The organism is Enterococcus sp. 4E1_DIV0656 (assembly GCF_002140695.1).
Classification (GTDB): Bacteria; Bacillota; Bacilli; order Lactobacillales; family Enterococcaceae; genus Enterococcus_D; species Enterococcus_D entomosocium.
Window position 1 is genome coordinate 1 of the sequence record NZ_NGLF01000003.1, and the last position, 22048, is coordinate 22048.

A 22048-nucleotide genomic window follows, 5' to 3' on the forward strand; every position below is an offset into this window, starting at 1 on the left:
TAAAATATCTCCTATAGAAATACTATCCGTATTTCCCAAAATATCTTTTATTCGACTATCAATTCCAGCTATCTGCCTTGAGGGTAAGCTTGTATCATACATAGATGAAATGTCTTTTAAAGCCTCTGTTGGAATTCCCGTTGGAGATAAGAAGTCTTTTCTTATTGTGCCTAAGTCACCATGATATCCTAATTGGGCATTTTTCCCGACAGCTTGATTAGTTAAAGCAAAGTCATTAGCTAGCTCATATAAATGTCCTTTATAGTTTTCAGACGTTACATCTTGAAAGCCACCCTTTTTCAATGCACCTATTAGTTTGTCTTGAGGGAGTAAAGAGTCAAAGTATTCAACTGCCTGGTTTAAGCTTTGCTTATTATTGTATTCCAAGCCTTGGATGGTATTCATGGCCTTAGACATGTTGTTTCTATAATTTATGTAGTCCTCTGAACTAGTTCTTCCAGATTTAAGTAGCTCTCCAACATCTTTTCCATCAAAAATACTGCTCTCTATATGTTTAGTTCCGATTGGCATTTGAGCAAAGACATAATTCAAAGCATCAGTTCTTCTTCGCAAGTCTGCTACTTGAGTATGTGAAAACTGATTAGTCGCTAATAATCTATCAGCTACTACATCAACAGCAGCGTTCTGTCTAGCAGTGAAGTTATTGACTTGTCCGATAAAGCTTCCTTGTTCGTGAGATACAATATTTAGAAATTCATCACCTATGTTGTTGCTTCCATAGTCGTTATACTTAATTCCCGAAGATAATTCTTTCATCAAATCTCCGACAGATGTTAGCTCACTTGAACCTATACTTCCAAGTTCAGAAAGAACATGTTGTGGACCTAATTGTTTAACCATATTAAGTTGATAATTGGAGACTTTTCCTAACTGGTCATTAATTAACTTAGCGTTCTCTGGTTTGTTGTACATTGATAACATACTGTAAATATAGTCACCATCAAAGTCACCATTCATCAGTTTATTTGTCATCGGACCAATATTCATATTTGATTTTGCTCCTGACTCCAGAGCACTATCCAAAACTAATCTTCTTGCTTGATAGGAGTCTGAACCAGTTGTTGGTTGTCTTGAGAACATTGCATTCAATACAGCAGTATTTTCTACACCATTACGAACATCTAAAGCTTGTACTATTTCTTTAGTTAAGACGTCTGTATTCATCTTAGATAAATCAGCAACTGATATTCTGTCTTTCAATTCAATTGCTTCAGCAATAGCCAATTCATTCCCTGATATCATTTTTCTGAATTCTTTCGGAGATATAGCCACAGTTGCTTCAGCAGCTTCATTCCTTAAAGAAAGACCAGCAGAAGTTCTTTCATAAGCAATAGATACATTTCTAGAGGAAGCTTTAAATGCGCCAGACATTTCTTGAGAAACACCTATTGCACCCTTTTCGAAACTCCCGGAACCCGTACCAGTTAAATATTTGTTCAATAATGATTGATGCTCCATGATGGAATCATTAAAACTTTCAATAGCTTTTCTGGATATAGGTCCATCTTGATTTAACATTTCAGTAGCATTTTGATATATAGATGCCTGGGAAGTCTGTATAGCTTTTAAATGAATTTGAGTATCTTTATCCAAAACAGAAAGTCTTTCAGGTTTAACATCTATCATCGGAATATATTTGGCGCTAACTCGAGCCTCTTCAGTGGCAATATTGGGAAGTTTCATAAACATAGCTGATTCACTTCTATTGGCTGCAGTCATGTTGGTTGCTAGGTCACCGACAGTTTGCGTACCATTCTCAAGGGTGATATTCATGCTAGAAGGCATCAATATGGTGTTTAGTGCTTCCGAAGTTCCTTGTCCAGGCGTTTGTCCAAAACGTAACTCACTATACATTTTCTTTTTTGTATTGGACATGTCGATATGAACGGCACCATTGTAAGAAGTAGCAGCTACTGATGTAGGTGTATCGAGAGGAGAACCGGAATAACCACCTGAGACATCAAATATTATGGAGTTTTTTCGATGAAGTGGGTCTATGCCTTCACGTACAATCTTTTCATGATTTATAATCTGAGAAGCTATTGTTCTAGCTTCCTTGTGAGATTCAATATCCATAATACTTGTTGGAGTTTTGAAACGGTTTAGAATCTCATCAGCAACTTCATTATTAACTCCTGATTTAGACAACGTGTTTTTTATGGCCAGATATTCTTTAGAAGAGGTCTGAGCTTTTGAGGACGCCCCACCCCATATTGCGACGTCATGGAAAGCCACTTCGGTATTCGTTACGTCCCCTCTAATGTTCAAGCCATGTTCTTTTGAAAAAGAATCTAAGACCTGTCCAAATTTTGAAGCCGCTTCTTTGTTTCCAAGTATTCCTGCATTACTAAAACTTTCAACTAGTGATATTCCATTGTTTGATGTCTGATAGGAAATCTGTCCATCCAATCCAAGCTCTCTGAATAATGGTTTCATTGTCTTATTCAATACATTGGTCTGAACAGCTGTATTGGCTAAGTCTTGAATAGTAGTCTTCCCGATATTTTTTTGTAAGGCACGTGGTAGACTTGATAAAGATTTTCTACCCTCGGCAACATCTATAAGAGAACTTTGAATTTGTTTTCCAGCCGTGTTAATTAATTCTAACTGATGGACACCTCCAGCGCCTTTTGAGAGGCCCGCTGCTGTTCCAATAAGGTCAATGTCAGAACCAGCAATTGCATCTACAACATAATCAGGTAATATGTTTACGGTAGCCCGTTGACCAGATTTAGTAATAATTTTGTCAGAATTATTTAAACCTAATCTTTCTTCGTATCTAAAAGCTTGGAGTTTTGCATCATAGCCGGTTATTTTGTAATCTTTGGTTTTAATTCTACTTTTTTCTGTTTGATAGTCAGCTGTTTTACCGATAGTTACCTGACCATTTTTATCTAGAAGTCCATACTTATCTAAATAATCGTGATGAAGACCGCCTTTATTAAAGTCTAGACTATTTGTAAAATCATAATCAGTATCTACAAATCCATGTTCTATTAGGAAAGATTTAAAACTACTATCAATTTCTGTTCCATTTAATTTTATATGTCCTGCATTTACTCTGGTCATAGAATCAGCCATGCTTTTGCGCATAATCATTTGTCCATCAAATGTTGATGCTGCAGATGCTTCATTCAGAATTGCTGATACTTTTTCATATTCCTTTTGTTTAGCAGCAATTTGATGCTTAATAGAAGGATTACTGGTATCAGCCAGCTTCAAAGTATTTATTTCTTCCATAAGCATTGAACGTTTCTTGTCAAAGCCAGCCAATTTTTGACTGATTTGTTCATCATTCATTATACGGTGAGTCATATTTAAATGTGAAGTTTCATTGTCTGCTCCAAAGTATCGACCAGCGTTTGAAACCATACTATTGCCCACAACAGATTCGGCTTGAAGTCTTGAATACTGACGATTAAGCATTAGTCTACTAATAGTTTCTTCTCTATCAATAGTGGCGTAATTTAAAGCTTTTTCTACTCTTTCGTGAGACGTTGACTGGAACATACCTCCAGGAGATAATTTCCTAACATCTAATCCACTATAGATACCTCTCCCTGCATTTTTTCCACTAGTCCCGTTAACGCTAAGCTTAACGCCATCCTTCGAACCAATATTATTGTTGAAAAAATCTGTAAAACCGAAATTCATTTGACTACGCAGATTATTAAAATCGTTGATAGATAATCCATATTCTTTTGGTGCAACGTCAAACCATTTGTTAATTTTAGGATTGTTCTTTCTTTGTCTTTCAAAAATTGCATTCATTTCAGGATGAGTCTTTGCAAGCCACTCATTAACTGCTTCGCCTGTATCAAGTTGCATTCCCATTTTTGCATTCGACAAAGGGGATGTTCTATGACGCTTATGTTCTGAGCTCTTGTCTCCTAAAAATGCTCTTTCAGATAAGGATTGAGTAGTACTATAAATTTGTCGATTTACTCTTGAATTGGCGACATCCTGATAAGAATTAAATTTTATACCATTAGTTCTTAAGCGATTAATCTCGCTTCTCATATCGTCTGGCAGATATTTCAAATCTTCAAGGAATTTTTGTGATAAGTCTACATATCTTTGGGCAGATTTTTCTCCCTTGTAAAAAAATCTGTTTTGATAGTTGGTACCTTGGAAAGAAACTGTGTTATTGCTAGTTAGAATAGGCAATTCTATCTGAGAAACAGACCTCGAGCTTCTCAGGTCTTTTGCCTGCTTACCTACTACTGTTCCAGATTCACCAAAAAATAACATCAAACGATTTGTTGTTTCATCTTGAAAAATTGACGTTTCAAATTTATTTCTGTCGAATCCGTTTAAGATTTCATTTAGTGAGTTAAAGTACGCATTTTTATTGGAATCCTTATACAATCCGTTTACTTTTGAATTGCCCCGAATCATTGCATGCATTTTATCTTGAAAGTCAAAATGGTCTGTAACAAAACTTGCGTTAGCCACTTCAGCAGAAATCCTCGCAGCGCTCGCTCCGAAAGTTCCTGATGAAGAAATTGTACTCATTATTTCTTCTAAACTTTGTGTTGCCCAAGAACCGAACTGATTTTTAGCATAGTTAGAACTTTTTGAGCGGAGTCCATTTGAAAATGCAGTTCTTCTAATTGGTTCTGTAACTTTCTTGTTTATATGTACTTCGTTCAAAGCTGTTGGAAGCTTACTACCATTTTCTTGAATAAAAGTAGATATTTCATTAGCCAATGTTGCTGAGACCTTGTTTTGATTTTTTAAATCTTTTCTTATTCTCGATGTAAAAGATTTGACCTGGTCTTGAGATAGAGCTCCGTATCCAGAAATATCTGTAAGGTAGTCTTCCATTCTCTTCGAAATACTTGCATGATTACCTGAGCTACTTAAGCTGAATATTTTATTTTTTATTGAATCAGTCGTTGTAATATCTAGATAATTTACTTCCCCTCCTACACTCCTTGGCAAGAAAAGACCGTGTCGCTCTTGAACATCATAAATATCTGCTCCATATGCTTCATGATATTTTCCAAACATTGATTCAACTAAAGCATTTCTTTGTTGTTTTGAATTTCCATTCTTTGTAGCGTAGGCCATCGTTTCTTCAGCGAATGGTCTGATATCTGTTAAGGTTTTTTCTAAGTCAACAACACTACGGATTTTGTCGTATGAGTAACGATATTGAAAGTTATCTAGATTTTGACCATCAACTGCTGCTTTATGTACATCTCTTATCGCTCTTTCTTGAGCATTTTTGATTGAAAGGTTTGGTTCGGCTTCTTTAATCTGTGCAAGTCGAGCTTGGTAGTTGTCTAGATTTTCATACATTTTCTTTATATCTGAAACAGCATCATTTGTATGATTATTTTGAGATGGTTTGACAATTCTATCCCATCTTCTTCTGCTATTATCTTTTCTTCTCGATAATATAGAAAGTGCAGAGTCAGTTGAAACATTGTTTGAACTGAAGTATGACCCCAGTTGACCCATCGACTCGGCTACGATAGCTGAATGGTCCCCTGTATCTATATTTTCCAGGACCATCATGTAATGGGGAATTTTATCTGCTCCGAAAGGAACATTTTTTAACTGTTGTTTTATTCGATAAGAATTCCCACCAATAATAGCAGGCTCTCTTCCAGGACGAGACATTTGCCATTGACCATCCTGACCTTTAATCATCGAGACATTATAGATACCTCTGTGATTGTTATAATCTGCACCTGGCGTATTTGTATAAGTTCCAGGGCCCCTCTTAACATGAAAAATTGAATTCGTACTTAGATAATCTTTTTTTGAATTTTTAGCTATTGTTTGTGATTCCCTAATGGATTGATTTACAATGTCAATATTTGCAGAAACATCGACAAATCCTGTATGGGCGCCATCTAGTATTTTCCCAGTAGAATTGAAATAAACGTTACCCAAGTTCATGTTAGACCCTAATGCACTATTCTGGTTAGGTAATAAGTTCATCATCTCATAGGAATCTAGTTTTTTAGCATTTTGGTACGTAGCCCAAGTTTGACGTCCTTTATTCTTTGTTTTTTCATTGGACATCAATGATTTTGATAAAGAATAAATACCGAATTGGTCGAAGTTATTGATATTCTGTCCAGCAACACCAGCACCTTTCATCGCTGAATTAAAAATATCAGCTGTAACATCGATGGGCGTTCCGCTTTTAATCAAATTGAAACCCTTTCTGATTGTTGGTAAATCCTTTTTAACAGTTAATGCACTGATTGAAGTTGGGGTTGCACCTGCGCCATCTAATGAAATGTATTCCATTCCGTTAAAAGTTTGTTTAGATGTTTTAGCTTCTCCGTAAGAAAACAGGCGAAGTAACAATCGTCTGTCATCTTGGTCAATAGAACCATTTGTCAATGAAAAAGGGTTCATATTAATTGTGTTCAATAATCCTTCAATATGAGTTTCCATTTCTTTTTTTGGTTGGATTAATATTGAACCAAAGTCTGAAGTTTTATGGAACCTATTATTTTGAAACTTTGTTTTTTGAAAAGCAAGCTCGGTAGGAGTGAATGGTGAAGGAAGACTAGAAAAATGGTTCTGTTGCGGCATTTTCCCGATTGTTTCAAAATCGTAGAAGACAAAGTCTTCTCCATCAACCATATTGCTAAGTGTTCTTTCGGTTTCAAGTGTGCTTCCAGAGCCTACACTTCTCCTAATATCGCTTGAAAATATTCCTAATGAATTATTATTGTTATCAATATCATTTTTGTTTAAATAATCTAATACTTCAGACATGTGTGTTAAGTCTTGTACTGGTTCGATAGTTGTTGATGAGAATATATTTTGTCCACCAAAAATATTTCGTTCTGGGATTTTTACCATCGTTTTTACCTCCTTTAAAGTAAAAATAGAGAGAGCCTAAGCCCTCCCTATTAATTGCTAAATAAATGATTGAAGATTCCTTTTTTTACTTCCTCTGTCCGGTCTTGATTTATATCGACATCTGCATTGAACGATAATTGAGATGAAGGCGCTGTTTGCATAGAAACAAAAACATCTTTCAGGCCCGCACCTCTCAGTGCGTTTTCTAGTCTTCTAATATCAATATTTTGAGATACCGTGGGAGTAAATGGTTCTATCGCTGATACATTACTTTTCGCTGCTCGTTCTACATCATCGTCCCAGTAGTTTGCCTCCGTCAGAGTCATTCCTTCTTGAGACATTACTTTTACTTTGATGTCATCTAAGCTTGTACTCGCTTGCCATCCTTCCCAGTCTCTTCCTGGTAGATAATGGTCTTCAAAGAAGTCTTTTAAATCCTCTTTTTCATCAACTTCCATATTGAACATCTGTTGATAAATCCGCCGTTGGTTTTTAGGAACCATCCGAATGATTTCTTGTTTTTCTTTTGGCGAGGCTTTTAAGAATTCTGTGAAGAACTGGCGGTCTTTTGCTGGTAATGCTCGATAGATTTTTTGGAAGTCTAAAGAATCTTCAGCTCCATACAAAGTTGATTCCATTTGTTCTTTGTATCTTAGAGCCATAGCAGTATATGGGCCAACTTGCTCGAAAGACCTGTCATTATCTATTCCGCCCAATTCAGAGCGAATATACGACAATTGATTGTCTATTAAGTCTTGATTACCATAACCACTTTTTTTATCGATTGACAACCACTTTTTCTTAGATTCAAGGTAATTTTTCTGTTTTTTGTTTCTTTTACCGAATTTTTCTTTTTCGTTAAAGTAGGAATCAAGATTAAATCCTTCTTCAGATTTTGCTAAAAGTTTAGCTTTCTCGTAAAGTCCGCTGTATTTGATATATTTTAGCTTGTCAAAATATTCATCTATATCTCGTTCTTTTTTGCGTCTAGTAGGCAACCATACAGAATCATCGGGACTAGCTGCATGAATTAATGCTCTAGTTGATGCTCCTATGCCTGACAACAATCCTAACCCTAGTCCCCAATAGGTTTTATTACTTCTGGCCATCAGTCTTCCAACGCCATATCCTGTGCCAAATGCTAATAGTGGGTTGCGTGCAATATTTGTTTCTGCCGCAGGAATTACCCAATCTTGTATAGGATGAGCCCAATCTCGCCAAGCCTTCGAGTAGATATCTTTCCTGTATGCTTCTACAGGGGATTGTACTCTCATAAATTTGTCAGCAACGATACCAACAACAGGAATATTCGGTAATAGCCGATGAGTGGTCCACTCGCTTATCTTACCAACAGTAATCTCAGACTTATCATACAGAGCCTTTGTAGCCACTGCAGACCCATCATCTTTTATTGAGACAGTTTGTTTAGCATCCATGTTGGCCAAAGCGTAGTTTAAGTTCTCATTCTTTGTAATACCATACATGCCAAAGTAATTTCCCTCTTCTCCATGAGGGGTATATACAACTACTCTCATTGTATCCATCATGTCTTTTCTGACCCGTTTGCTTGGGTCTGCATCTAGTTCCACTCGAAGCTTTTGTCCGGGTTTTATGAACTGGTCAATCAAGTTACGTCTTTCAGTATCAGTTGATTTGACTTGGACACCAGCTAGTTTTAACGGATTATTCCCGTATTCTTCAGTTAAGAAAGTATTTGCGTCAATAACTCTTGATACGGTAACAGTTTCTTTAGTAGTTTTTAATTTATCATCTATAAATTTTGTAGGATAAAACAGTCTTTTCTTTTTCTTAGCCGTCACCTGATTCCTAATTTCACGATATTCCTCTGTTTCTTCTTCTGAGAGAAGACCGTTTTGAGAAAGCAGGCTAACTTCTCTTTTCGATAATCTGAACTGGTCCGAGTAAGGTGCAATATCCGAAAGTATTCTATAGCGGTCTAGAGCTGAGTAATTTCCCTCTGCATCTTTCTTTACATTGTAGAGTTTCTCGTATGCTTCTCCAGGTAATCTGGCTTCACCATGAGCAATCCTAGAATAAGGGTCTCCATGAAGGAAATCTGTAAAATATTCAGGACCAGGCATCCATCCAGGCATCGTATTACGTATCGGATTATAGTAATTTCTAGCAGTATCTCGAGGTAAATATCTACGGAATATTTCTGAGATATCCCCACCTAATCCTCCGAGCTCCATGTCCCAGAATTTTTTATTATTTGATGACATCAATGTAGAGTCTTGTAAAGTTGGATTTTTTCTTGCTTCTTCCCATGAAAGACCACTTTTTCCTAAGAATCCAAACAAGCCACCCATTTCACTAATGTTATACAATACTTCACGGCCAGAACCAGAAACTGAAAAGGCATTTTTATCAGTGGCAGAACTCAAATCATAAACTGTACCAGGGTCGATTAAACCAGAGGGGCTTGCAATATAAGACCGAGAAGTCATTGTATTTTTAGAAGCTAAGCTTTTGTTCATCTGGGAAATTGCTCCTCTAATATCTCCCTTATATGAACTCATGGCATTTGTTTGTCTCTTAAATGAACGATTTCTTGAAGAACTTGAACTAGCGATAGATTCAACATATCCAGATTTGCCTCCGACTTCTACACCGTCATCTAAGGACTCTTGGTCTATCTCACCATCTTCATCAATTATCTCAGCATTAATTTGATTTCCAGTGAAGCCTATCCCACCACCAGGTGACGTAGAGATAAGTCCACCGGAATCCATAGAAGTATAGCCTTCAATCAACCTTTCATTGTACATTCGAAGATATTCTTCATGAGCTTTTTCAAGTTTTGGATTAATTCTGTGAGGTTTTAATATCCCTGACACAAGTGAATCTACAGCTGGGCCAATCAGCGGAATGTTTTGTAATTCAGCAAAACCTCCTGTTATTGCAAAAGGACGGTCATCTTTATGTTTGTTTTCATAATGATACGGGTCTGTAACAAAGTGCTTAATAGGGTTGACCATAGGATGATTTGACCAATATTCAAACTCAGAGCCATAGGCATTTTCTGAGAACATATAGTCAGATTTCATTTTTCGATACCAGTTTGGTTCATACCTATCAATCTTATCTCCGATATATGGAGAGTTGGACCCTATTCCCCACCACCTACCTTTTCTTATTGCGTCTTCTCCTGAAGTCCAATATTTGTTTTCTTCATCTTGGTCCCTGGTTCCGAATGCTCCTAAAGTAAGAAAGTCCGCTGCTTTGCCCAATGGTGTTTCTGTCAGTTGATTTGCATAAGGGAATAAACGTGCTATGTTTTTCTTCATGCCGGTTAACCCAGTAAAGTCACTGATTCCAGCAACATCACTTCTCATGTTCACATAGCCATCTGCAAGATTATCAGATATTCGGTCTCCTGTGATGCCATCTACTAATTTAGCACCTGTTAGGATAGCTGCTGGCATAGCTATTCGTCTCAAGGATTGGTTCATTAAAATACTTTGGAATGAACCTTTCATATGATTTGGCAAACCAAGTCCTACATTCGTTAAGGCTGTGTCTAAACGGTCAGCAAAGAAATATGAACCTGCAGTACTTGTCGTGACAAAATCTCTGTCATGTGCTCCAGCAAAAAATTGTCTGAAATAATCAGCTGTTCCTGCAACGCCAGAGTACCCTTTTGAAAGGGCATCTGTAGAAGATGCATTTACATACTGTTCATTAATAGATTGTATTAGCCCCCTGTGTTTTTTTATCGGTGTGTAAGAGGCTGTATCTCCGATAATTTTTCTAGTCTTTTCATTAGCAGGTCCGTATCCTATAAAAGGGTCGGACTGTCGTAATGTTTCTACGAGGTCTGCCGTTTGAATAAAATCAGATGAATAGTAATCTGAAAACTGTTCTAAACCTTCTAGAGCGATTTGTTCTGTACTAGAATTAATCTTGGAATTGAAATACTTTAATTTTGAATGGTGGTTTAGTGCCATCAATTCTTTTTGAGTTTGACCATTAATCCCATAATCTGAGACTAAGTTAGACATCAAGTCTCCGATAGTCATTAAATTACCTTCGGAATCACGAGCACTTGCTATTGCTAATTCTTGAAGTAATCTTTTACTGTCTTCTATAGAACTGACTGTTTTTCGCTGTGATTTTTCGAATGCAGACACTACAGGGCCGCCCAAGAATTGTGGCACTAATTCTCCCGCAGTTTGTGTCTTTCGAGTTCTTGAGTCTTTCAAAAAATCAATTGCATTAGAGTCATACCTTTTTACAGTTTGTGAAATCTGGTCTTCTATATTTCCTATAATACTATGTTCAAATGAATTGGAAATTTTATTGGGGGAATTTTGTGCCAAAGAAATTTTCGCCATTGCACTAACGACTGATTCTTCGTCAAGCAAAGTGTCGAAATTAAGATGAAGTCCATAATCCTGATACTGATTGTTTAAAAAGGAACTTAAACGCTTGTTTAAGACGTTTTGAGACTCGGAGGATAAGTTCTCTGCATAATTGTTTATTAACGATTCAGCAGCTCCTACGAAGGTTTTAGCACTATCTATATCCAGGTCTTTTCCTGAAGAAGCGAATAGATTCTTTCCAAGATTTCCACCGTATTCTGGATTATTAAACTTATTGAAGAAACGCTTTGTTTTTCCATACATCGATTCGGCATCTTGCCCTAATCCAAGAACATCTTTAATTGGATTACTTGTATGTGAATCAGAAGCACCGTTGATTCCCTTTGCGAGTCTTTCATATATGTTTCCACTGGATGGCGCTAATGTAAGTCCATCCTCAATAAGCAAAGTATCGAGTTTTTCCTGAATCGCGGTATTAGCTTCTTGAAAGTTTTTTGCGCCCTTAATAACATTTGAGTCCATCCGATACACACTATCATGAGAAAATACTAAGTCTTCTGAGATAGGTAAACTTTCAGAACGCATATCTGAGATAAACTCACTCGGTCTTGTAGGCAATTTGCTGGGATTTATGAAGTCGAGAGTTTCACCGGCACGAAATAGTCGGTATGATGGGGCCTCTTTGAGAGAGTCAAATGTCCTTGTTTGAGCGATATCATATGGATTGAAATTCATTACTGGAACTTGAAGATTATCTTGTATGAATCCTCTTCTAGCCTTCTTAGCCGCATCTTGTCCCGTAAAGTCTAGAACTTTACCCGTTTCAGGATTTATATAGATTTGGTTTGAGAATACATGTTGTTCTAAATCAGATTCTTTATACCCTAACTTTCTACCTTTAGCATAAAAAGCATCAACGCCTGAATATTCTTTAAAGTTTCCAAGTTTATCTACTTTTTTTAGAGAGTATGAATCTGCTATCGTTTTCCCATTTGGTAATGTGTATTTTGTCGCTTCATCCATACTCACTGGTTTATATCCAGATTCTGACAAGTTCAATGTTCGTTGTGAACGTTTTGCTTCTTGTGTGGATTTCATTAAAGAATTAAACTCTAAAGCTTCCATCTGAACACGTTGAGAAGCATAGGTATTCTTCATGAAATCAATTGTGTTTCCTTCATCACGAGTAAAACTTTTATATTGTGCTACATATTTGTCAGTTTCTTTATTGGCATGATTAATTATTTTCCAGACTTCATCATTGTAGCCTTGCTTGTTATTTGAATAGTCTTGTAACTTTTTCTTTAGTCCCTCTGAATGGTGTAAAGAGTCCAGAAATTCTGAAACATCTTCTTGTGAAGTATTTTTTGATAGAACTTTTTGTGCACTTCTATTATTTATAGCATCACGTAGTATTTCTGCATCTCTATTAGTAACTGAACTAAAGGCGTTTTCTTTTAATGCTGCATTGATATGGGAGGAAGCCAGACTCTTCATTTGATTCTCTCTGGCGATTATATGGTCTCTAATAGCGGAACCTTGAGTTGCTTGATGAATTCTAGAAACGTCGGTTGGTAATACTCGGTTTGGGCGTGCGTTTACAAGGGCTCTTTGTTTAATTCTGTTGTTCAAAGTTCCATCAGTTAGGCGCCCTCTATTTTGAGCTAAACGAAGTAAGCCAGGGTCGTGGCCAAACGTATCGGTAATACCACTACCTATTGCTCTAGTTGAAGTAGCAAGCTTTGACGCTCTAAAAGCATCGTCCACTTGTAATGAAAATTGAGAAGCTTCCGAAAGAAATTTTCTGCCAACGCCCTTCTTGTTAAGAACATTTATTGAAGCTACTCCAATACCAAGTGCTACTGCCTTTTTAAAAGGGCTATCTAACAGCGATGCTTTCTTCTCTTCTTTATTATCATATTTGCCCATTTATATCCTCCACTCTTCCTTGCCTATTTATCACCAACGAGTTCTAAAGTAAACGTTGGATTATCAACATTAATTAACCACTTGGCATACTGGTAATACTCGAACTGCCTTGATAAACTCCATGACCTCAATTCCTCAAATGAATACTCTGGGAATGCTTTTTTTATAGTTAACGGTAAAAGTATTTGTAAAGAAGAAATCTCAGTACTAGCGTTTTCAAGTTTTTGCTTGATTGTTTCTCCGTCCCACCATACTCCTGCATCGTTAATTATCGCTTTAGCAAGGCTTTCTACATAACCAGCGGGAATATTTTCTGACCAGTCTTCGATAACCGGGTCTAAAACATATTCTCTACAAACGGCTTCTTGTAGGTCATAAATATCTGGGAATCGAGTTTCTAGTTTCTTAAAGTCCTCAATTGAAGGAATTCTGTAAATGAAATCTTGGTCATAGATTTGAATGAAATAAACGTCATAATATCTTTTTTTGAATTCATCAATCGCCATCCAGCTCTCTTCGTTAAATGATAAATCTGATTGAGCTGAAGTTAAGCTTAAATTTTCCTCTGGATTCATCTAGTTTTCTCCTAACTAAAAAAGGATGGGCGAATGCCCACCCTTCATATAATTGTTTATAATTTCATTGATTGAACATTGTTAGTGAATCCAGATTCTTCAGAAATAACTTCTGACAATAAAGTTGCAATGCCTGCTCTACCTAAGCGGAGTTCTTTTGCAACATTTTTTGGATAGACTACACATTTTTCACAAATCTTTTCTTCACGGAAGTATGAATCCGCATTTTCGATTCGCATGATTTCTCTATATTCTAGTCGTTTTAATGGTCGCCATAAATAGTAGCTATCAATGATTCGAGTCATAAAGAGTTCTCCGCCTGTTTTTACCTTTAATTCTTCAATTTCTTCTTCATTAGGTCCTCCAGGAAACAAGCGACCATCATCTTCTTGTTCATTCAAATCTTCAACTATTTCTTCCACTTCTTCATTCACACCATCAATTAAATCAGTTGCTTTTTTACTTTTTTTCACCATAATTCTATCTCCTCTTATTATGTAGTTTTTTAAAATTTATATGTGTATTTTTCGTCTAGGGCTGTAGACACTACACCTTCACCATCAACATCTTTTGCTAAGAATGAGTATGTTTCTTGAATAACTTGTCCATCATTTCCAACAACTTGAGAAATATTATAGATATGAACTTCATTCAAGATTCTGTAGGTATGATATGCTGAATTACCTGAACCAAGGTTCCTTAGACTATTTTGAAAATCAACATCATTTGCATCGGGTGAATATTCAATTCTTATATCAAATCCTAATGATTTCAAATCCTCTGTATCTCCTGAATAAAAGTGAGAATCTTGATATCTAGTATTAGATACTGTTGAGTTGTAGTATTTTTCCGAGCCCCAAAGAGAGTTCTTTAAATCGGCTTTTAAGGCCGCAGCTGCTGCTGAATCTTTTGCATTCAGAATCATTTTTATGTTTTCATCTGCACTAGAAACATTGGTGTATGAGGATTCTGTATTGGCTACTCCCTCATCTGTAGTTGAACATAAGGCTTTAAGTATGTCTTGTAAATACCCTTTTGTTACAAAATTCATAGAAAATTGTCCTTGGACTATTCTATTTCCTCTTGCGATTCGGTCAAATGTGTAGGAATTGAAACCATAAATTGGTTGAACATTTTCGTTCATCTGAAATTGAATTGATGTCATCTCTTCAATTTCTTTATTGTTAAAAAACACACGAACATTTGAACCTGAGAAATATTCAGAGGAAGAAGATTTTGACGCATCATATTTATCATTTGAGTAATAGTTCGCCATAGTTTTTCATCCTATCCTTTTTCGTATATATTAGGTTCCATTGCACGAATATCGTCAGCTAAGAACTGTACTGTATTTTCCGTAATCATATCTTCAATAGACATCACTTGTCCTTCTGAAGCTATTTTCGCTCCGTAGATTATCAATTGAGCAGATTGTCCGTATTCATTTAGAAAAGTTATGTGAATATCAAAAGGTGGTAATTCATCGGACAAAATACTGTAATCTAAAAAGTTTGATGAACTATCTTGAAAAGCTTTGTGTAAGGCGGCTACTAAGATATTCCTATCAAAGACTGTAAAAATAATTGTGCCTGCTACGGTTCTAGGACCTCTTGTGTGTCCAACAGGTTTTGCCTTACCCAATCGATAAACAGGAGTTGTGGGCCGATATGAGCTATAAGTGATAGTTTGACATTCACCAATAGTAATTGGTCGTCCGCCTTTGAAAACAATACTGACTATTGCATCAGCACCTGAAAAAGAAGTATATGTATTATTTACTGAATAGGAGGCCTCGGTAAACTTGGCATTGTAGCCTTTATTTATCTTCTTTTCTTTTTTATTTGATGTATAACTAGTTGATGCTCCTGTTGAGTCAGTAGATGAAAGCAAAGACATTTTTTGATGATAAGCAAAGTTTTCCCAAGGAGTTTCTCCTTGATTAACTTCTAATCTTTGGTCAATGAGATTGTCGAAAATTGAGTTTTTATCAATCATTTTTCTGCTCCTTTCTAACAAAAAAGGGACCGCTTGGGCCCCTTTAACGGTAGATAATTAATCGATATTTTCGTATTTGTTTTCAGATAAATCTTCGATAGCTCGAGCAACGAATGTTACTGCACGCTCTGTGGTAATGTCATCAACAGACATCCCCATGCCCTCATTTAAGCATTCAACACCGAAAATAATCATAGAAGCTGATTGCCCGTATTCATTCATAAATGTGATTGTGATATCGAATGGCGGAATCTCGTCTGTGTAAACCGGATTTCTTTGAGTTTGCCATTGAGAAACGATACTGTCTAAAGATTTTCCTGCAGCAGCAGACACACCTTCAGGAGCTGTTCCAGTTTTGTGGATAGCGCTAGTATTTAAACCACTTGCATTAATTAAAGATTGGCTTTTAATTTCTTTTAAGCTGTCTCGGTCAAATACAGTGAATACTAGTGAACCTGCGATACCACGTTTTCCACGAGAGAATGATTTTGGATTTGGGTCTCCCATAGTATAAATTGGGGCTTTCTCACGGGTTACAGAGTAAGTAATTGACTGTAATGTACCGATAACTACTGTTCCGATTGTTGCAGTAATGTCAGAACCAGAGAAAGAAGTATATGTTTTAGAGTAATCGCTTGATTGAAACATACTTATATGTACCTCCTATTGAGTTGTTGCGTGGGTTAACCATCGCATTTATTTGTTGCCCAGTGGGCTAAGAATCTCCGCTAAGAGATTCTTATAATTCATTAATTTACTCAGACGTGAAGTTTGTCGGGTCTGACAAACCAATTGTTACTGCGATGTTTCGCAATTCAAATGTTGGTTGTACAGTCAATTTAATAACTATACTGTCAAATTGCTCACCGACAGTTAAAGCAAATGTTGCATCGGAGATTGCACCAATGTTGATACTATTGTCTATTACTGACTTAATGCCAGCTTTTAATGACGAGTAAGTAGGAAAACCAGTAGTGATGCCGATATAGCTTTCACCAAGTTCTCTGATTTCTTTCACTAAAGAGTTAATTGCTCTAAGTGTAGAAAGTCGAGAGTAATCAGATTTCTTAGTTTCTTCACCAATTTTGATATCTGGAGAAGTCGTAACGGCGTCAACTACAATGACGTTTCCGTTCTTAATAGTAAATACAACGTATTTGTTTCCAATCAAGGAGTCGATTTGACGCTGACTAAACATCCAACGCAATGTACTTACTGATTTGATTTTTTGATTAGTAGGAGCAGTTGTGATAGGTAATTGAGATACTTGGGCAGCATATACTGCCGGACCTAAAGCCCATTTTGCTTTTAAGCTTGTTTCTACCATTACTCCGTGTTGTGGCCCAACGATAACTTGTAAAAATTTAGAGAATTCATTTTTTTGCTCAACCAAAGCTGAAACGTAAGTTGCAATATCTCTAGTACCAAATGCAGTCGGTGGTTTAACTCCAATGTAGCCAATGGTTTCATTCGAAGACAAGCTTTGACGTTCTGCATAGGAAGCAATTAGATGACCCGGTGAGCCAACATATTCAGTAGTTGTTTTACCTTCACTAACTTCTTTTTCAATCGCTACGATACCTGGAAGAGATGGGAAATCTGTCTTATCATCTGGTTGAGTAAAATCTGTAACTGTTAATTTATCCGTCAACTCATCAGCATATAATCCAGTTAACACCACATGGTCGAATTGCAAGTCAATCATGTATCCATTAAGTTGATTGTATAGATTCAAGAATTTTTGTTTAGGTGTTGCACCTTTCAACGCTAACAAGTAGACATTGGCTTTAGATTCATCCATAGCTGCTTGCCATTCAATAGCTAACTGGTTGTCTACACCGTTAACTGAGAAATCTCCGAAGCCGGCTCTTAAATCAGCAACTGTTCGAACTAGAACAGGTTCGTCGGGAGTCGAAACACCCGTTGGAACATCGCCAATAATTAGTAATCTAGTTCCAGAAACTTGTGTTGACGTAGATAGTTGTCCATCGAGTAATGTAATATCTACACCCGGAATGTTTTTGTATGTTGGCATCTTTTTTCCTCCATTTGAGTTTATTTATAAAGATTCCTCTTTATTTTTTTTGGGATGGTAGTTTGTTTTCTTGAGCTAAAGTTTCATAGAGACTCTTTGCCTCAAGGGAGATAGTTTTGATTGAATCGACATTTTGTTGAGTAATATTCTCTAACCGTAAGAAGTATTCTAAATATCTAGTTGAGGTGGTTTCTTTAGTGTTAGAAGTATCAAGCAACTTCGTTCTGTTTTCGAAAATGAGTTCCTTCAGACCTTGTTCTCCTAAGTAACCTTTAAATGTGTCTAGTAATTCCATAAAGCGGTTAGTTAACAATTCTGTTTCTTCGTTAGAAGTTCCGTAAATATAAAAACCTACTTTACAGTCCATTATTTGTCCTAAAAATCTTGTCTTTTGACCATCTATAGTTATTTCCTCTCGAAATCTTGGTTTGATTTCTCGTGTATTTTTACCGATACGCCCTGGAACCATAGATTTTAGTTCATACACAATTTGAGGGAATACAGAATTTTTACTGTCGGTAGATGTCGGAGAAGTTTCAGTAAATACACCCCATTCATCTCCCCAAGCGCTATTCAGAAGTACATATATATGGTCGGTGAAATCGTCAAAAGACATTTTCTTTTCGGATTTCAAGAGAGGAGTTTCCATACGTTTACTGCTCCTTTTCTATCTTCAATAGAAAACCCAGCTTGAATACTATGAGTCTCGTTATAAAGTGAGAGATTTACTGAAAGGTTTAACTCTTCAGGGTCATCAATATCTTGAATTTCTGGGAAGTTTAATGAAAATGTTTGAATTAATTGTTGATTGGTGAACTGACTTAGATAGGAAGTGATTTGATTCGAGAGAATTGCGGGGTTGTATACTTCTTTTTTCTTATATCCAATAAATGAATCAAAGATTTCTTTTAAATCATTTACAATAATTGAAACAATGCGTTGATTATGTAGAAAACTTAGTACTGTTCCTTCTTTTCTGCTGAAACTTTGAGCTCCAAAAGGAACACAATTTCTACGAATACTCGGAACACAACATATATAACCACTACTTTGAAGAATAGCAATACTACTTTTTGATATTTCTTCTCCATAATATGGATTAGTCATTTGTTTGTTGCTTACTGGTTGATAGAAAGGGGTCGAGATGAATGTAGCAGCATAATAAGGAGAAATTGGTATTTTTGTATTTTGATAGAAACTGTCACCGACCGTAACTTGCAAATGATTCATGTGTGAAGCATTACGTTCAGAAGACAATCCCAGTAAAGTCAGCCTGTCTAAATAGCTATTGACGTCTTCATATGGGTCTATTGTTACCTCACCATCTTCACTCATCCATGTGTTTGGTCCCGTTTTAAAGTACCATTCTGGAGGATTCTTTAATCCAGGTACAGGACTTGTGTTCATTAATGAAAAGACTTCTCGTCCACATTCTTCTGACTTTGCTTGAGCAAATCTTGCAATTATCGAACCAGCTTCAGGGAATGAGTCGTAATAGACATCTGTAAAAACCATAATCTCTGAGTTGATTAATTGAAGCGCAGGTTGAAAACTCATACTGTCGTCCCCAATTATTCCTGAGAATAGCTTTTCCCAATAGTTTGTTTTGTGTGTTTCGAATAAGGTACCTTCTTCGAGAACATAGTTTTCTTGAGAGTGACTATTTAGAAAGAGATATTCTTTCTGTTCTACAAAGTAATCGGTACAGTAGCCATTTTTGAGGTTGTTTGACAACACTTCAACAATCCCTAATGTTGCATCTCTGTTAATTGCGTCGGTAAGTAAATCTAGAGTCGGATAAATGTCGAAAGAGAATGTCCGTGTCTCAATATTTTTTATCTTTGAATCTACTATAGGACCATTTTCAGTCGTCAATTCGTACTCTTCATAAATAGTCTTTTTAATGGTGATTGATTTGAAACCTGTTTGAATGGCTATGGTCCGGTCTTCATCACTTGCACCTACGGTTATCATTCTGATAAAAACTTCGTTGTCTTTACTCAATTCAATACTTCCATGCTCACCATTCAACCTATAAATACTAATTTTTTCTCGAGCAATTCCCGCCTTCTCTATAGCGTCATAGGAGTAAGCCATCTGATTTTCACCTAGTAAAGAAAATACATCTGTGTCTTTATTCAGAAAGAACGGTTTACAGACTGGACCATCTGAGGCCATACCAATTAAACAAATGTTTTGTTTCGGAATAGAAGTCATTTGGTTGTCATAGATAATATCAGTTAATTTCATCTATGCTCACCCTCTTTCTTCTGATAATTCATAAAAGACTTTATTGTTGTCTTGCACTATCTTAAACCCTCTAATTTGTTTGTTTATGGGGGTATCTTTGACATAGGCTTTATTAAAAATCAATTCCCCACCTTCAAACCTTTGAGGGTCGATATGCGCTATTTGGTAAATGCCTTTGCCTGTATATATTGGAGTATCTCCTTGCCATTCAACATCTATAATCAAATCATTTTCCGTAAGAGTTGCTTCTGGAAGAAAATAGTATGCCCTCGTTGCGACCGAGAGACCACCATAAGTATTTGTGGCAGTAATCAAAGGAAGAGTAACAGGAACTCCAGAGTCTATATCTCTGATTTTTTGTCTTGTTATAGTTGATACATATCCAAGACCGTAGCAAAATGGACATCTACGGTCAGCGGATTGAGTTTTTTCGTCATAGCAACTGCATCTTCTTTTTTTGTTTTGCTGAAGCAAAAGGATATCGTAACCATATTTACTGATAATTTCTTTATATTTGTTTTTTAAATCCACGATTATCCTCCTAACTCATTAAACGGGACTCTGGTCATATGGTCAGGATACGTTGCACCATATTCGTTGGATGATGCTCTTATCGAACTGCTCATTTTTGCAAAAGTAACTGCTTTGGCAGATGATTCCAACGGTGTCTCCCACTTTTCCATCTCTTCTTTTAGAAGCCCAAGCAAATCGACTAATTCACTCGAACGAGAAGCAGATTCTTCAACTTGTAAATCACCTAGTTTTATGTTTTCAGATTGTCCTACAGTATCTTTCACAACTAGATTGAGAACCAGCATATAAGCAGTTTTATATTTAATATATTCAACAACATAATATGGGATACCCGAATCCTTCCATTTTGCAGAGTCGGAAGTAGTGTTTCCTAAAAATCTTGCATACAGCTGTTGGGAAAGCTCTGCGATTACTTTAGATATTTGTACGTCATCGAAGGAGGACGAGAAATTGCCGAGAATTGTTCTAATCGATTCGATGCTTGCAAAAAAATGCTCCCATATTTTTGTAAACTGAATGGTCTTGGATTCTCCAAGATTAACAGCCGGGTTTGCCGAAGAATGTATATTTTTGGAAAGAATTAATTTGTATGTTTTACCCGCCTCAAATTCAAACTGAGGAATAATTCGTAAGGTTTTTTGAGGAGTTTCTGTTAAGGGAATAGTGTATTCGTAAGACTTGATTTCGAATAGTTCAGCCATGAATTCGTCTGTATCCGCATCTAATATTTGTAAATCTTCATGAGAAATAGAACTAAGATTTATATCTTCTGAAAATACTACTGCTAGCTTATCTAAGTTTTTAGCGATTGAATTGTTTTCCGGATAGGTTCTTACAATGTTTAGATTAAAAGGATTTGTGGGGAGCGGGATAGGTGGCTCTTCCTCAATAACGATAGATTTTTTAATGTAAGTACTAGAAGAAGGTTCCTCTCCTTTGTCGAGCTCATGTTTTATCCAAATATAATAACTACCTGGATTAATCTTTTGAGGTATGTCAATTTTGTTTTCCGTTGATTGAATTGCATAATCTGAATTACTCGGCCATATATATTTAGCAATATCGTCCTCAGAGCTTCTTAGAGAGACTTTAGTTCTCTGACCTACAGAATTCCAAGACACGGAAATGTATCCGTTAGAAGCTTCGACAACTACTCCAGATGGCATTATAGCTTCTGCAGAACTCGGCGTTTCAGCTTGGGTTCTAAATGTGAACGAAGACAACCTGTCGTGTTCGGTCTGAACTATACTAATCGGACCGACAGCCCCTTTCTTAACGTAAAGGGTATAACTAGTATTTTGGTCTAGAGGAGATGTTGGGATTAGCTCCAAGGTTTTTGTGATGTTCTCGTACAAGTATGATAGTTTAATTACTTCACCGTTAACTTTTTGAAGGAAAATTGTGTTTTCGTTAAGGGAATCAACTTTCATAGATTCAGTAAATACAATACGAATCGATGGCATTAGAACAATATTCTCTGCATTTTGCGATGGATAGACTTTGGATACTAAATTTTTTTGCATCGAATACTACCT

The 22048-nt window shown here is 36.4% G+C and carries 12 protein-coding genes; all 12 read right to left on the minus strand.

Annotated features, from left to right (window positions below; all coding sequences use genetic code 11):
* Positions 1 to 6852, minus strand: a 6852-nt coding sequence (locus tag A5882_RS17485) for a hypothetical protein (RefSeq protein WP_139843252.1), incomplete at its 3' end; no start/stop codon positions are given.
* A gap of 50 nt (positions 6853 to 6902) precedes the next feature.
* Positions 6903 to 13124 carry a hypothetical protein gene (locus tag A5882_RS17490; RefSeq protein WP_086373218.1) on the minus strand — a complete coding sequence of 2074 codons (6222 nt, stop codon included), beginning with the start codon at positions 13122 to 13124 and terminating at the stop codon, positions 6903 to 6905.
* 23 nt (positions 13125 to 13147) lie between these two features.
* Positions 13148 to 13699: a hypothetical protein gene (locus A5882_RS17495; protein ID WP_086373219.1), complete on the minus strand. Its 552-nt coding sequence runs from the start codon at positions 13697 to 13699 to the stop codon at positions 13148 to 13150.
* 56 nt (positions 13700 to 13755) lie between these two features.
* A complete protein-coding gene (locus tag A5882_RS17500; RefSeq protein ID WP_086373220.1) occupies positions 13756 to 14175 on the minus strand; it encodes a hypothetical protein in 420 nt (139 codons plus the stop codon).
* A 29-nt stretch (positions 14176 to 14204) separates the two neighbouring features.
* Positions 14205 to 14975 (minus strand): hypothetical protein, encoded by a 771-nt coding sequence (locus A5882_RS17505; protein WP_086373221.1) that lies wholly within the window; start codon positions 14973 to 14975, stop codon positions 14205 to 14207.
* A gap of 11 nt (positions 14976 to 14986) precedes the next feature.
* Complete coding sequence (locus A5882_RS17510) at positions 14987 to 15694, minus strand: hypothetical protein (protein WP_217808283.1); 708 nt, start codon at positions 15692 to 15694, stop codon at positions 14987 to 14989.
* A gap of 57 nt (positions 15695 to 15751) precedes the next feature.
* Positions 15752 to 16342, minus strand: a complete 591-nt coding sequence (locus tag A5882_RS17515; protein WP_086373222.1) for a hypothetical protein — start codon at positions 16340 to 16342, stop codon at positions 15752 to 15754.
* Positions 16343 to 16448: 106 nt separating this feature from the next.
* Entirely contained in the window at positions 16449 to 17729 is a 1281-nt protein-coding gene (locus tag A5882_RS17520; RefSeq protein WP_086373223.1) for a hypothetical protein, read from the minus strand.
* A 40-nt stretch (positions 17730 to 17769) separates the two neighbouring features.
* Positions 17770 to 18378, minus strand: coding sequence for a hypothetical protein (locus tag A5882_RS17525; RefSeq protein ID WP_086373224.1), 609 nt, complete (start codon positions 18376 to 18378; stop codon positions 17770 to 17772).
* Positions 18360 to 19979 (minus strand): hypothetical protein, encoded by a 1620-nt coding sequence (locus tag A5882_RS17530; RefSeq protein WP_086373225.1) that lies wholly within the window; start codon positions 19977 to 19979, stop codon positions 18360 to 18362. The genes A5882_RS17525 and A5882_RS17530 overlap by 19 nt, the downstream gene beginning before the upstream one ends.
* 6 nt (positions 19980 to 19985) lie before the next feature.
* Entirely contained in the window at positions 19986 to 20510 is a 525-nt protein-coding gene (locus tag A5882_RS17535; RefSeq protein ID WP_086373226.1) for a hypothetical protein, read from the minus strand.
* Between the two features lie 2 nt (positions 20511 to 20512).
* Positions 20513 to 22036, minus strand: coding sequence for an Ig-like domain-containing protein (locus A5882_RS17540; protein WP_086373227.1), 1524 nt, complete (start codon positions 22034 to 22036; stop codon positions 20513 to 20515).
* Between the last annotated feature and the right edge of the window lie 12 nt (positions 22037 to 22048).